The sequence below is a fragment of the Kocuria salina genome (assembly GCF_013368965.1).
Classification (GTDB): domain Bacteria; phylum Actinomycetota; class Actinomycetes; order Actinomycetales; family Micrococcaceae; genus Kocuria; species Kocuria rosea.
In genome coordinates this window covers 833854-847080 of record NZ_SSSF01000001.1, presented here as the reverse complement: position 1 = coordinate 847080, position 13227 = coordinate 833854, and the positions used below count along the sequence as shown (strand labels likewise).

Below are 13227 nucleotides of genomic sequence, written 5' to 3'. Positions count from 1 at the left end.
GTAGGTCCCGAAGCGACGGGCCGGGTCGCCTCCGGGCGACCGGGACCACCGGTCCCCAGCGATACAGGAGGCGCTTTCCGCCCGATGTCCGCTAAGACGCTGCTCCGTAGCGTCGGGGCCATGACAAACCGATCTGAACCTTCTGCGAGCACCCGCCCCGCCGTGAACTGGTTGCTGGTGCTGGGCCTGGGGGCTCTTCCGCTGGTGCAGGGGCTGGCCCGGCACTTGGGTCTGTCGGCGCTGATGGGTGCCTCGACGGCTGCGGCCATGCTCGCCGTGCTGGTCACCGTGGCCTGGGTCGCGGTCGTGGGGTGGGGCCGGATTCCCCGCCCCGTGGTCACGCTGACACTGGCCGGTCTCACCGCCGGCATCTACACCATCGTCCTCAGCGCGGTGTTCTCCCCCCTGATCACCGGCACGCTGCAGGGACCGCTGGCCTTCCCCTTCGCGATCGTGCCCGTACTGCTGGTCCCCACCGTGTGGGGCCTAGTCGCGGGCCTGATCGCCCTGGCCCTCCAGCACCTGCGAGGAGCCCCGCGATGACCCACACCACCGGCCCCTCGTGCACCCGCCGGCACCTGCTGACCGGCGCGGGGGCACTCCTGCTCCTCACCGGCTGCACAGGCGCCCCGTCCACGGGCACTCCCGCCCCGCCGACGGTCTTTGACACTGCGCTGGCGATCCCGCCCCTGGCCCCCTCCCACGTCGGCCCCGACGGTACCCGGGTCTTCGAACTGACGGCCCAGAAGGGCACCACGGCGTTCCGCCCCGGGGTGCAGAGCGCCACCTGGGGCTTCAACGGAGCCTTCCTCGGTCCCACCCTCCGGGCCGAACGTGGCGAGCAGGTCGCCGTGGCGGTGACCAACGCCCTCGACGAGCCCACCACAGTGCACTGGCACGGCATGCGCCTGCCCGCCGCGATGGACGGGGGCCCGCACCAGGAAGTCGCCCCGGGGCGGACCTGGCGTCCCACCTGGCGGATCGACCAGCCGGCGGCGACCCTGTGGTACCACCCGCACCCGCACGGGCACACCGAGGAGCACGTCTACCGCGGTCTGGCCGGGCTGTTCCTCATCGACGATCCCGCCGATGCCCCTGATCTGCCTTCCGCGTACGGGGTGGACGACCTCCCGGTCATCGTTCAGGACAAGCAGTTCGACGACGACGGGCAACTGACCCTGGACAACAACCGGGCCGAGCCAGGGTTGCTCGGATTCACCGTGATGGCCAACGGCACCATCGGCGCCTACCAAGACATCACTACCGAACGCATCCGGCTGCGCCTGCTCAACGGCTCCACCGCCCGCACCTACGACTTCGGCCTCGCCGACGACCGGCCGTTCCACCTCGTCGGCACCGACGGCGGGCTGCTGGCCAAGCCATACGAGACCACTCGAGTGCGGCTCTCCCCCGCGGAGCGAGCCGAGATCGTCGTCGCCCTGGTCGCCGGTGAACACATTGTTCTGCGCTCCTTCCCGCCCGACCTAGGCAACGTGGCCTCATCGACCGCCTTCGGCGGCACCGACACCTTCGACGTCCTGCAGCTGCGGGCCGCTCCGACCCTGCGCTCCTCACCCCCTGTTCCCGCGGCTTTGGCCGATCTCGACCGGCTGCGGGAGGCGGATGCCACCGTGGTACGTGAGTTCGCCCTGGCTTCGCGCCTTATCAACGGGGCTCGGATGGACATGGACCGGATCGACGAGATCGTCACCGCCGGGGCCACCGAAATCTGGCAGGTGCACAGCATCGACCGCCTGCCGCACAACTTCCACATCCACGACGTCCAGTTCCAGGTGCTGAGCATCGACGGCGCCCCACCGCCACCGGAGCTGGGCGGACGCAAGGACACCATCTACCTCGAACCTGGCCGCACCTACCGGCTGATCATGCGCTTCGGCGAGTACGCCGATCCAAGGACCCCATACATGTACCACTGCCATCTGCTGCGCCACGAGGACGAGGGCCTGATGGGCCAATTCGTCGTCGTCAGCCCCGACGGCCCTCCGCCGTCCGCATCGGCAGCCCCGGGCCACCACCACTGAGACCCAGCCCTGCCCCTCACCCACCGTTCAACGCTCGAGAGAGGAACACCCCGTGCCCACCCTGCGCCGCCTAGCCCTTCCCGTCCTCATCGCCTACCTGTGGATGACGATGACCCTGTTCGGTGCCATCGTGCTGGAGACATTCATGCTCTACCCCAACATCTTCGCCGACCCACCAGCGTCACTGGAGCTGACGATGGAGTTCCTCGCCGTGACCGGTCCATCCGACTTCTTCCCGCCCCTCGGCTTCACCGTCTGGGTCCTCGGCGCGGCCACCCTGGTGCTCACCTGGCGGCTGCCCACAGTCCGCTGGTGGGTGCTACTGAGCCTGGCCATGTTCGTGCTGGAGGGAGTGGTCTCGATGCTGTACTTCTGGCCACGCAACGACATCATGTTCATCGAAGGATCAGCGGTGCACTCCGCCGAGTATCTGCGCCAGGTCGCCTCCGAGTTCACGACCTGGCACGCCCGCTCCAGGATGGTCTTCAACACCATCGCCGCCGTCGCGGCCTTCATCGCATGTCTCCGACTCCACCGCCACAACCTTGTCACCGCCAGTGCTGCCGAACGTAGTCCTGGTGTGCTGACCGGGGAACAATGATGCTCACCACGGCTCCTGGAAAGCGGTCGATCTCGAAAGGCGAGTTCGTACACGAGTTCCCCCTGGTTCAGGAGATCTCGCGTTCGAAGCACTTCACGCAACTGGACCTCCTTGGCCGTAGATGCCCTGGACGTGAGACCGTCCTCAGCATCGGCCTAGCTCGGTGTCTCCCGGACCTCTGCACGGGAGGCGTTGCTGAAACTCAGCGATGCCGGCCTACTAGAGCCGACGGAGGGCCGAGGGTTCCGTGTTCGGGCGATCTCGGCAGCAGATGCCACAGATTTCTACCAATGCATCTGGGAGATCGAGCAGATGGCCGTGAAGAACGGCGTCTTCGACGCCCCCTGGGCCCAGTCCGGGCGAAAGGTGCTGGAACGGGCCTCGGCAGCTGGAAGCAGTGTCACCGAGTGGTGGGGGTGGGATCGGGCGTTCCATACGATCATCGTTGCGGCCGCCCACAACGCCTAGCGGATGTACCTGTCCGACCACGTGCGAACTGTCTCTCCAGATACATCGTGCTGTACATGGAAAGGGATTAGTGGCGTGGCGGCACCCTCGACGAGCACTCGGAAGTCGTTACTGCCCTGGAAGCAGGGCGCAGGGATCAGGCGTGCGCACTGATCGAGGAGCACTGGACCGCGGCCCTGCACCAGGTCATCGGATGGCTAGAGGAGGAGAACCGCTAGTGCACACGCAACGACTCGAGCTCGAGGACTCCTACATCAGGAGCTGGGAAACCAGGACTGTAAGAACAACGGTGTGTGAGGGTCCGGCCTGATCCGAAAGGAGACGGCCGTGTCAGAGTCCACGACCGAGATGACAGGCACGATGATCGATCCCGTGACGGGAGAGATCATCGATCAGAAGGACCTCGCCGAACGGCTGCTCGCCCAGGCCAAGGAGCAAGGGGTGAGCCTGGTAGGCCCGGGCGGGTTGCTGAACCAGCTCACGAAGAACGTTCTCGAGACCGCCCTGGAAGCCGAGCTGACCGAGCACCTCGGTCACGACCACGGGCAGACCCCGATCGCGGCCAACATGCGCAACGGGACCCGGGTGAAGACCGTGCTGACCGAGATCGGCCCCGTCGAGATCGAGGTGCCCCGGGACCGGGACGGGTCCTTCGAGCCGGTGATCGTGCCCAAACGGAAGCGGCGCCTGGACGGGATCGACCAGATCGTCCTCTCGCTCTCCGCCCGCGGGCTGACCACCGGGGAGATCGTGGCGCACTTCGAGGAGGTCTACGGGGCGAAGGTCTCCAAGGACACCATCAGCCGGATCACCGAGAAGGTCGCCGGCGAGCTGGCCGAGTGGTCTTCGCGTCCGCTGGACCCGCTCTACCCGGTGCTCTTCGTCGACGCGATCGTGGTGAAGGTCCGCGACGGGCAGGTGCGCAACACGCCGTTCTACGTCGTCATGGGCGTGACCGTGAACGGGGAACGCGAGATCCTCGGGATCTGGGCCGGTGACGGCGCCGAGGGCGCCCGGTTCTGGCTGCAGGTGTTCTCCGAGCTGAAGAACCGGGGCGTCGAAGACGTGCTCATCGCCGTCTGCGACGGGCTAAAAGGCCTGCCGGAGGCCATCACGACCACCTGGACGCAGACGGTGGTTCAACAGTGCATCGTGCACCTGATCCGCAACAGCTTCCGCTACGCCGGTCGCCAGCACCGTGACGGCATCGTCAAGGCCCTCAAGCCCGTCTACACCGCCCCTTCCGAGGCCGCGGCGAAGGACCGGTTTGCCGAGTTCAAGGCCGAGTGGGGCCAGCGGTATCCGGCAATCGTGCAGCTGTGGGAGTCCTCCTGGGCGGAGTTCGTGCCCTTCCTGGAGTACGACGTGGAGATCCGCCGGGTGATCTGCACGACGAACGCGATCGAGTCGATCAACGCCCGTTACCGGCGGGCGGTGCGGGCGCGCGGGCACTTCCCGAACGAGGCTGCTGCGCTGAAGTGCCTCTACCTCGTCACCAGATCTCTTGATCCGACCGGCGGCGGTAGAGCACGCTGGGTGATGAGGTGGAAGCCGGCGCTGAACGCGTTCGCGATCACCTTCGCCGGACGGTTTGAGAGAACCGCTCACTGATGAAAACCGCCGGACCCCACACACCGCTTATCGGACAGTCCCGGGAAACCGAGGTGTGGAAGATCGGCTCCCACCAGGTGGGGTTGGCCCGGAGCGCTTTCTACCCCGGCGGTGGTGGTCAAGACCCGGATACCGGAACCATCCGCTGGGGCTCAGCGCAGTACCAGGTGAAGTCGGTGCAGAAGAACGATGAACTCGTCACCGTGGAACTGGACCAGGCCGTACCAGCCGCACACGGGTCAGTGGAAGCGGCGCTGGAGTGGAAGCCGCGCTACGTCAACATGAGGACACACACGGCGTTCCACTGCCTGGTAGGGATTGCCTGGGAGGAGTTCGGCGTCAAAGTCGCCGGCGGCGACATGCGCAACGGGACCGGTCGCATCGATTTCGGCCCTGGACTGGACCGAGAGAAAGTGTTCCGCTGCGTCGAGCTCGCCAACGACCTCATCGCCCACGGCGCCCCGGTCCGCGTCTCCGAAGTTCCACAGGAAACGATCGACCATGACCCCTCGCTGGTGAAGCTCGTCTCGAACAGGGCACCGGTTTCAGCCCAGGGAACCTATCGGGTGGTGGAGATCGTGGGTGTCGACCGAGAGGTCGACGGTGGAACCCATGTCGCAGACCTGTCCGAGGTGAGAGGCGTCGGCGTCGTCAAATACTCCTCCTCCGGCAAGGGCCAAAAGCGACTCAAGTTCCAGATCTTGGACTGATCCCTGCAACACCGACGGGGATGTCGGACGGATTCCAGTTCGATACCGCGGGCCAGCTGATGTCCATGCCTGCCAGAGGAGATCTGCGAGCACTTTCTAGAGCGCATCCGCCTCCAGCCGCCAAGACCAGCGACAGATACCCACTCAAAGAGAGCACAGTTGTGGGGTGCCCGGTCTCCCAGGGACTTGTTGCCCTTCATGTGAACGGCTGTTCTAGATCGACCCGCACAGGTGCGTGCGCCCGGAGACGGACTGTGGCTACTGTCGGGCCATGAGCGGGCACGAGCTGTTTCCCATCATCAACTGCCAAGACCTTCCAGGTACCCGGAACTTCTACGAGCGGGTGTTCGGCGCCGTCCAGACCTACCAATTCCCCGAGACCGGAGAACCGTCCTACCTCGTCCTCCGGATCGGGACCGGTCAGCTGGGCCTGGGTACTGGCACCACCCCGGCCATGTACGGCCACACACCGCTGCCGGCAACCGGCAACCGGCCACCGGGTGGACCTGTGCGTCTATGTCGGTGACCTCCCCGGGGTGCTGGAGGCCGCCCACCGGGCGGGTGTGGCGATACCGGTCGGCGCCCAGGCCATGGAGTGGGGCGAGACCATTGCCTACGTCCGTGACCCCGAAGGCACGATGCTGCTGGTCATCCAATCCGACTAGCTCATCGCCCGGACAACAACCCCTACCGCAACGTCACTCTTGCGGGTGTCCGAGAACCGGGCCATATGTAAAGCGGTGGAGGCGCCCCGACTCCCTCACTCGACTCCGCACTTCCTGCGCGGGGCTTGGTATCGGTGTGGGGTGGCAGCGACAGGACAATCAGGGTGCTGCGCGGTCTTTTCCGACTCATGCGTGTGGTGGCCGATCGTGCGGATCGGTCATCGATGACGACGGTGATGACGTGTGGTCATCGGGTACAAGTGAGCGGGTCCATCCGGCGAACGTGGTCGTGCGCCAACTCTCGGGCCGATTGCAACCCCCTCTCCTCAGGATCGCGACTTCCTCGCGTTATGGGCAGCCGATGACGACACCTATACTTGCAAATGAAATGCAAGATTAAGAATGGATGAGTCACGTGACCAGTCGCCCACGGCTCCACGGCCGCGCGTCATGGCATCGCCGGAGTGCCGCACCGATCCGCATCTGGATGGGCGTGCTGCTGGTCGTCATCTTGGTCCATCGCTGGGTTCCTGACTTCCGCTGGGTGATGGTGCACCTGGTGACCCTGGGCTTGATCACCAATTCGATCATGGTGTGGTCCCAGCACTTCACCGAGTCGTTGCTGAAGAACCGGCTGCCCGATGGCGCCAGGAGACGGCAACTGGCCCGCATCCGCACGCTCAACGTCGGGATCGTGCTGCTGATCGCCGGGTTGCTGAGCACCTGGTACTGGCTGACCGTGCTGGCGGCGGTCCTGATCGGGGCCGCGCTGACCTGGCACGGCACTGCGCTGCTGGGGCAGCTGCGCACGGCGCTGCCGTCGCGATTCGCTGTGACCGTGAAGTATTACGTGGTGGCGGCGTTCCTGTTGCCCGTCGGGGCGGTGCTGGGGGCCGTGCTGGCCGCCGGGCTGTCCGCACCGTGGCATGCCCGGGTCCTGTTGGCGCACGAGGCGACCAATGTGCTGGGCTTCGTGGGGTTGACGGTCGCGGGCACGCTGCTGACGCTGTGGCCCACGATCTTGCGCACCCGCATGGTCGGTTTCTCCTCTCGGATCACCGCAGTCGCTCTGCCGGTGATGACCGGGGGGATCGTGACCACGGTCGGGGGATCCCTGCTCGGGACGGTGTGGGTGACGGTGGCCGGTCTGGCCGCCTACATCTGTGGGCTGGTGGCCGTGGCGGTGGTCATGGCCGGCACCGCTTGCCGTCGGCGGCCGGCCGACTATGCGGGCTTCTCCGTGGCTGCCGGGGTGATGTGGTGGTTGGCCACGACGGTGGTGATCACCTGGCTGGTGGCCGGGCACGGATTCGAGACCGCGGTGCTGCGGCAGCTGACCGTGCCGTTCGTGGCCGGTTTCCTGGCCCAAGTACTGCTGGGGGCCATGACTTATCTCCTGCCTGTCACTATGGGCGGCGGCCCGGCGACCGTGCGGGCCGCCAATCAGGTGATCAACCGGGCGGCCATGTTCCGTGTGGTGGTCATCAATCTGTGCGTGCTGCTGTTCAGTCTGCCCCCCCGGTCTGTTGCCGTCCTGGGTACGAGCCGTGGTCTCGGTGCTGGGGGCCGCGGTGTTCTTCGCCTTTGTTCCTCTGATGGTCTCTGCGGCCAAGGTCTCGGTGGCCGGGCGGAAGGCCGCTGCGGCACCGCCGTCTCGAAACCGGGCCCGGGCGGACACGTCGGCACCGAGCCCGGCTGCCCCGGGCGGGGAGGTGCCGGCTTCCCGGCATGTCCGCGGGGCAGTGGCCGGGGTCCTCACCGTGGCCACCGCGGTGGTGGTGGGCATCGCGCTGAATCCGGCGGCGGCCGGCTTCGATCTTCGCGCTCAGGGCGCCGGCCCGGTGCAGGCCACCGGAAGGACCACCACCGTGGAGGTCAGCGCCGAGGAGGGCATGCGGTTCGAGCTGGCCTCGGTGGAGGTCCCGGTGGGTGACGAGCTGGTGATCGAGCTGACGAACAACGACCCCACGAACGTCCATGACCTCGTCCTGGCTTCCGGGGCCAGCAGCGGCCGGGTGGCCCTCGGGCAGACCGTGACCGTCGATGCCGGGGTGATCGGTGGGTCGGTGGAGGGTTGGTGCTCGATCGTCGGGCACAAGAGCATGGGCATGGGCTTCGACGTCATCGCGGTCGACGCAGACGGTACCGCCGTGGCTGCGGCACCGGCGGCAGCGCAGGAGGCGCCCGGGCACCCCGGCCTGCACGCGCCCGCCTCGGATCCAGCCGCGGATCCGGCCGCGGATCCAGACCCGGCCGTGGACTTCGGCGCCGCACCCGGGGATCAGTTCGACACCCGCTCCCCCGTGCTGGAACCGGTGGACGGTGAGCCGGAGAGCGGGCGCCGGGTGCACCGGGTGGAGCTCGAGGTCGAGGAGATACCGCAGGAGATCGCCCCGGGAATGCAGTTGCAGGGGTGGACCTACAACGGCCGGTACATGGGCCCGACCCTGCACGGGCGGGTGGGCGATGTCTTCGAGATCACCCTGGTCAATGACGGTTCGATGGGGCATTCGGTGGACTTCCACGCCGGTGCACTCGCCCCGGACGGGCCGATGCGCACCATCGCCCCGGGAGAGTCGCTGGTCTACCGGTTCGAGGCCGTTCGCTCAGGCATCTGGCTCTACCACTGCTCCACAGCTCCGATGAGCACGCATCTGGCGGCCGGGATGTTCGGGGCCGTGGTGATCGACCCGCCCGGTCTGCCGGGCGTGGACCGGGAGTTCCTGCTGGTGCAGAACGAGACCTATCTCTCCCCGGCCGGGGACACTGCCGATGGAGGGGCGAACGCGGTGGTGGCCCCGGAGCGGGTCGCGCAGGGCGTGCCGTCGCTGACGATGTTCAACGGGCACGCCACCCAGTACGTCCACGACCCGCTCACTGCGCGGACCGGTGAACGGGTGCGGATCTGGGTGTTGGCCGCCGGGCCGTCGAAGGGGATGAGTTTCCATGTGGTGGGTGGCCAGTTCGACACCGTCTACAAGGAGGGCGCCTATCTCCTGCCTCCGGGTGGCACCGGGCAGGGCGGGGCCCAGGTCCTGGACCTGGCACCGGCCCAGGGCGGGTTCGTGGAGCTGGAGTTCTCCGAGCCCGGGACCTACCCGTTCGTCAATCACTCCCTGGCCGAGGCCGAACGCGGGGCCAGAGGGCTGATCCGGGTTCCCCCGTGACACCTCCTCTGCGCGCCCGACGAAGCCCACTCGTACCTGCCTGTCAGGACGACAGTCAAAGGTTTGTGACGCTCCCGCCCGCCCGAAGGGCAGAGCGCGGTGGAGGCCGTGTGAGTGGCCGGGACCCACCGGTACGGCCACAACGAACCCGTCCATCGCTACCGAAAGGAATGATCATGGTGCAGAAGTCGTCGTTGACCGCCCTGGCCCGCCACCAGCTGGAGATCGCCCAGCAGGCCCCGAGTGGGCGCAGCGCTCACACAGTGTTCGGCGGCCATGAGCAGGTGATGCGCCAGACCGTCATCGCGCTGCGAGCCGGCTCCGGGTTGAACGAGCACAACAATCCCGGTGAGGCCACCGTGCACGTCCTCCACGGACGAGTGCTCCTGAGCGCCGGGGAGCTTCAGTGGAACGGATCCCCAGGGGATCTGCTCATCGTCCCGCAGGCCCGTCACGGGCTGGAAGCGGTGGAGGACTCCGTCGTGCTGTTGAGCGTGGCCAAACACCGCTGAATTCCCGATGCGCGGCCACGGCACCCGCTACCGCGCACAATGATCGCCCAACTTCCCGTTGAGCGACGATGCGGCACCCGCTTGGTGCTCGCACCGGGACCCGCTGGAGAACCCGATGCCAGCTCGGGCATGAACCGCCAGAATCCTGATCCTGCCGAACCCATCAGAGGAGCAAAATATGCTGTCAGACACCGCCTACCCCGTTGTGAAGGCCACCCTGCCCGTGGTCGGGGAGAACATCCACGAGATTGCCCGGCGCTTCTACGCGCACATGTTCGGCGAGCACCCCGAGCTGCTGGACGGGCTGTTCAACCGCGGCAACCAGGCCGACGGCCGTCAGCAGCAGGCCCTGGCCGGGTCCGTGGCCGGCTACGCCGGATACCTGGTGAACCGGCCCACCGAGCTGCCCGACCATCTGCTCTCGCGCATCGCGCACAAGCACGTCTCCCTCGGGCTGCACCCGGACCAGTACCAGATCGTCCATGACCACCTCATGTGGGCCATCGTCGATGTCCTCGGCGAGGCCGTCACCGAGGAGGTCGCCGCGGCCTGGGACGAGGTGTACTGGCTGATGGCCAATGCGCTGATCACCCAGGAGCGTGGCCTCTACGAGGCCACCCGCCTGTCCCCGGACACCGTGTGGCGCACCTGGCGGGTGGCCGAGAAGATCCCGGAGACCGCCGACGTCACGACCTTCGTGGTGGAGCGCGTCGATGAGCGGGAGGTCAAGCCCTCGCTGCCGGGCCAGTACGTCACGTGCAAGATGCCGATGCCCGACGGGGTGCACCAACCGCGCCAGTACAGCCTCACGAAGGCCGACGACGGGCGGCACCGGGTGTTCGCCGTCAAGCGCGTCCACGGCAATGGCACCCCGGCCGGGGAGATGTCGACCCTGTTGCACGATCAGGTGCAGGTCGGCGACGAGATCACCCTCTCGGCGCCCTTTGGGGACGTGGTCCTGGAGTACACCGACCGCCCGGTCGTGCTGGTCAGCGCCGGGATCGGCATCACCCCGATGGCCGGGATGCTCTCCCACCTGGTCGCGGCCGGGGCTCAGCGCAAGGTGGTGCTGCTGCACGCTGATGTCTCCCCTGAGGCCTTCGCGCTGCGCACCCAGGTCACCACCGACCTCGGAAAATTGATGGACGGGTCCCTGGCCGTGTGGTTCGAACACCCCTCCTCCACCCCGGGCTCGAACGAGCACGCCGGACTGATGGACGTGCGGGCGGTGGAGCTGCCCACACAGGCCCAGTACTACCTGTGCGGGCCCCTGCCGTTCATGCAAGCGGTGCGCAGCGACCTCATCGCCCACGCAGTGCCGGCCAAGGACATCCAGTACGAGGTGTTCGGCCCCGACCTGTGGCTCGCCGATTTCGAGTAGGAACGCAAGTTCTGAGGAGGATGTCATGACCGAGGAGTACGAGGAAAGAATCGAAACGCTGTCGGCCAGTGCTTGCTGGACGCTGTTGCGGGCGACCGGCATCGGCCGTCTGGCGGTCTGGGTGGAGGACCACCCGGAGATCTTCCCGATCAACTACGTGGTGGATCACAGCAGCTTGGTGTTCCGCACCACGGAAGGCACCAAGCTCTCGGCGGCTCTCTCAGGTGTGCCCGTGGCCCTGGAGATCGACGGGTACGAAGCGTCGGTCAACCGGGCGTGGAGCGTGGTGGTCAAGGGACGGTCCGAGCAGATCCGCGGTATCGAGGAACTGACCGACACGCTGAGCCTGCCGCTGCTGCCCTGGCAGAGTGGACCGAAGGGACGGTTCGTGCGCATCGGCCCCACCACCGTGTCGGGACGCCGGTTCCAGGTGGCCGACCCGAAGGCGTGGCGCACCGGTCTGTCGGAGGCACCGCGTTCACCCGTGGACTGACCCACCGCAACGCCGACCGTCTGGGTCGGTTCTTCAGTCCAGCCCTGTGGCCTCGCCCGTGCGAGGCCACAGGGCTCGACGACGAGCACCGGTGACACTGGGCGATGCGCCGGGGCCGGCAGTGCTGCCGGTGTCAGCAGTCCGCTCTGACTCCGCCCTGCTCGGTCCTGCTGGCTCCACCCACCGTCCCCGTGGCGAGGCCATGCGAGCCCCGGAACAGGGACGGGGCCGCGGTGGTGGCGGGCGCGTTCATCCACGGCATCACCAGGCACCTCGACACCGCAGCTGGGGTTGTGCCAGGAGCCGGGGCAGGATCAGGTGTCTTGTGGATCCGCAGCAGGTACCGGTACGACCGCGATGACGTCCTGAATGGTGTGGGCGGCGCCGTGATCCGGTGCCTGCCGGGTGCGTAGTGCCGCGAGGTATCCGGCGACATAGGCCGTGACCGGCACGGCGGGGCGAGCCACCCCGGTGGAGACTACCCCGGCCAGAGCCAGCAGGTCGTCCAGAGGCACGTCCATGGCGTCCAGCTCGAACTCGGTCTTGAGCTGGGCGATCCATTCGGAGAGCAGGCGTCGTTCCTCAGACGTCATCTTCTTCGCCATGCCGCGTTCCTTTCCTCGGGGTCTTCTGTCAGCTGAGCCGGAACTTGTGCACGTCGTCCCAAGTGTCCACGTCCGCGGTGGCGTCCTCGGCCACAGTGACCTCCTGCAGGAGAAGGTCGTGGGTGAAGGAGCGTACCGAGCGGTTGGTGGGGTCCTGGTCCGCGTAGGCCGCGCGCAGCGCCTCGGTGCGGTACAGGGCGGCCAGCGGCTGGCGGCGACCGTCGGGGGTGACGCCGATGTGTCCGTCCGTTTCGGGCGCGGCCCCGGCGGACCCCAGCAGCAAGGGTACGGCGCGGGCCACTTCGGGCATGTCGCAGGCCAGGGTCATGGTCCAGTCCGCCAACGGCAGCGCCTCGAGGGCGGCCAGCCCGGCCGCGATGCCCGCAGCCGGCCCGGAGAACGGCGGATCCTCCCGGGTGCGCAGAACGCCCGCGGGGACGGCCAGCTCCGCGGGTCCGACCACAACGACCCCGGCAGCCCCTTGGACCGCTTCCACCGTGAGTTCCACGAGGGTGCGCCCGTTTCGCCGCAGGCTCGCCTTGGGTGTGCCGCCCAGCCGGGAGGATCGGCCCCCGGCCAGGACCACAACATGGAAGAGCAGAGCACCGGCCGGAGTGTTCATCCGCCGGAAAAGGGCGGCAGGACGTCGAGCACGGCCCCGTCCGGGATCTCGGCCGCCGCATCTGGGCAGGCCACCCCGTCGAGCAGGAAGCTGGCACGGGACAGCACCTGGCCCAGCAGCGGTTGTCCAGGCACCGGTTGCTGGTGGCGTTGCGCGAGCAGTACCTCCACATCAGCGCGGGTACGGGGCGCGCCGTCTCCGGTGGGCAGCTCAAGGGTCTCGGCCTCGGTCCCGGCGGCTGCGCGTGCAGCCGCGAAGTACCGTACCCGCATGGTCGTACTGGTCGCGGAGGTCAGGGTACGGGGGTTGCTCTCTGTGGTGTTCTGGGTCATCGTTCCTGTTCCGGTCGG

Annotated in this window: 16 protein-coding genes; 13 read left to right on the top strand and 3 right to left on the bottom strand. The window is 67.5% G+C overall.

The features are described 5' to 3' along the window. Nucleotides 1-120 precede the first annotated feature (120 nt). The 13 genes from E7Z53_RS03965 (at nucleotide 121) to E7Z53_RS03915 (ending at nucleotide 11650) form a co-directional block, all read left to right on the top strand. Nucleotides 121-543, top strand: coding sequence for a hypothetical protein (locus tag E7Z53_RS03965; protein ID WP_176337205.1), 423 nt, complete (start codon nucleotides 121-123; stop codon nucleotides 541-543). After that, nucleotides 540-2042, top strand: a complete 1503-nt coding sequence (locus E7Z53_RS03960) for a multicopper oxidase family protein (protein ID WP_176337204.1) — start codon at nucleotides 540-542, stop codon at nucleotides 2040-2042. Before E7Z53_RS03965 ends, E7Z53_RS03960 begins: the two co-directional genes overlap by 4 nt. Nucleotides 2043-2094: 52 nt before the next feature. Then, entirely contained in the window at nucleotides 2095-2643 is a 549-nt protein-coding gene (locus E7Z53_RS03955) for a hypothetical protein (RefSeq protein ID WP_176337203.1), read from the top strand. A 312-nt stretch (nucleotides 2644-2955) separates the two neighbouring features. After that, entirely contained in the window at nucleotides 2956-3111 is a 156-nt protein-coding gene (locus E7Z53_RS20170; RefSeq protein ID WP_255219374.1) for a hypothetical protein, read from the top strand. A 360-nt stretch (nucleotides 3112-3471) separates the two neighbouring features. Next, entirely contained in the window at nucleotides 3472-4722 is a 1251-nt protein-coding gene (locus E7Z53_RS03945; RefSeq protein ID WP_255219433.1) for an IS256 family transposase, read from the top strand. Then, the gene (locus E7Z53_RS03940; protein WP_176337202.1) at nucleotides 4722-5432 is read left to right on the top strand and encodes an alanine--tRNA ligase-related protein; all 711 of its coding nucleotides are present in this window, start codon (nucleotides 4722-4724) and stop codon (nucleotides 5430-5432) included. Before E7Z53_RS03945 ends, E7Z53_RS03940 begins: the two co-directional genes overlap by 1 nt. 271 nt (nucleotides 5433-5703) lie before the next feature. Next, nucleotides 5704-5958, top strand: a complete 255-nt coding sequence (locus tag E7Z53_RS19950) for a VOC family protein (RefSeq protein WP_217905350.1) — start codon at nucleotides 5704-5706, stop codon at nucleotides 5956-5958. A 10-nt stretch (nucleotides 5959-5968) separates the two neighbouring features. Further along, nucleotides 5969-6097: a hypothetical protein gene (locus E7Z53_RS20165; RefSeq protein ID WP_255219373.1), complete on the top strand. Its 129-nt coding sequence runs from the start codon at nucleotides 5969-5971 to the stop codon at nucleotides 6095-6097. A gap of 487 nt (nucleotides 6098-6584) precedes the next feature. Continuing rightward, the gene (locus E7Z53_RS20160; RefSeq protein ID WP_255219372.1) at nucleotides 6585-8030 is read left to right on the top strand and encodes a hypothetical protein; all 1446 of its coding nucleotides are present in this window, start codon (nucleotides 6585-6587) and stop codon (nucleotides 8028-8030) included. Continuing rightward, nucleotides 7966-9264 carry a multicopper oxidase domain-containing protein gene (locus E7Z53_RS20700; protein ID WP_369597948.1) on the top strand — a complete coding sequence of 433 codons (1299 nt, stop codon included), beginning with the start codon at nucleotides 7966-7968 and terminating at the stop codon, nucleotides 9262-9264. The genes E7Z53_RS20160 and E7Z53_RS20700 overlap by 65 nt, the downstream gene beginning before the upstream one ends. A 179-nt stretch (nucleotides 9265-9443) precedes the next feature. After that, nucleotides 9444-9776, top strand: a complete 333-nt coding sequence (locus E7Z53_RS03925) for a cupin domain-containing protein (RefSeq protein WP_058874019.1) — start codon at nucleotides 9444-9446, stop codon at nucleotides 9774-9776. Between the two features lie 178 nt (nucleotides 9777-9954). Further along, nucleotides 9955-11157 carry a globin domain-containing protein gene (locus E7Z53_RS03920; RefSeq protein ID WP_176337201.1) on the top strand — a complete coding sequence of 401 codons (1203 nt, stop codon included), beginning with the start codon at nucleotides 9955-9957 and terminating at the stop codon, nucleotides 11155-11157. Between the two features lie 25 nt (nucleotides 11158-11182). Further along, nucleotides 11183-11650, top strand: a complete 468-nt coding sequence (locus E7Z53_RS03915; RefSeq protein ID WP_058874003.1) for a pyridoxamine 5'-phosphate oxidase family protein — start codon at nucleotides 11183-11185, stop codon at nucleotides 11648-11650. A gap of 314 nt (nucleotides 11651-11964) precedes the next feature. Here the strand turns inward: E7Z53_RS03915 and E7Z53_RS03910 are convergent, their stop codons facing one another. Genes E7Z53_RS03910 through E7Z53_RS03900 form a run of 3 tightly spaced genes read right to left on the bottom strand, consistent with a single transcriptional unit; the run spans nucleotide 11965 to nucleotide 13209 of the window. Next, nucleotides 11965-12255 carry a DUF6457 domain-containing protein gene (locus tag E7Z53_RS03910; RefSeq protein ID WP_058874004.1) on the bottom strand — a complete coding sequence of 97 codons (291 nt, stop codon included), beginning with the start codon at nucleotides 12253-12255 and terminating at the stop codon, nucleotides 11965-11967. 28 nt (nucleotides 12256-12283) lie between these two features. Continuing rightward, nucleotides 12284-12877: a molybdenum cofactor guanylyltransferase gene (gene mobA, locus E7Z53_RS03905; RefSeq protein WP_051063819.1), complete on the bottom strand. Its 594-nt coding sequence runs from the start codon at nucleotides 12875-12877 to the stop codon at nucleotides 12284-12286. Then, nucleotides 12874-13209, bottom strand: coding sequence for a MoaD/ThiS family protein (locus tag E7Z53_RS03900; protein ID WP_017834538.1), 336 nt, complete (start codon nucleotides 13207-13209; stop codon nucleotides 12874-12876). Before E7Z53_RS03900 ends, mobA begins: the two co-directional genes overlap by 4 nt. Nucleotides 13210-13227: the final 18 nt, after the last annotated feature.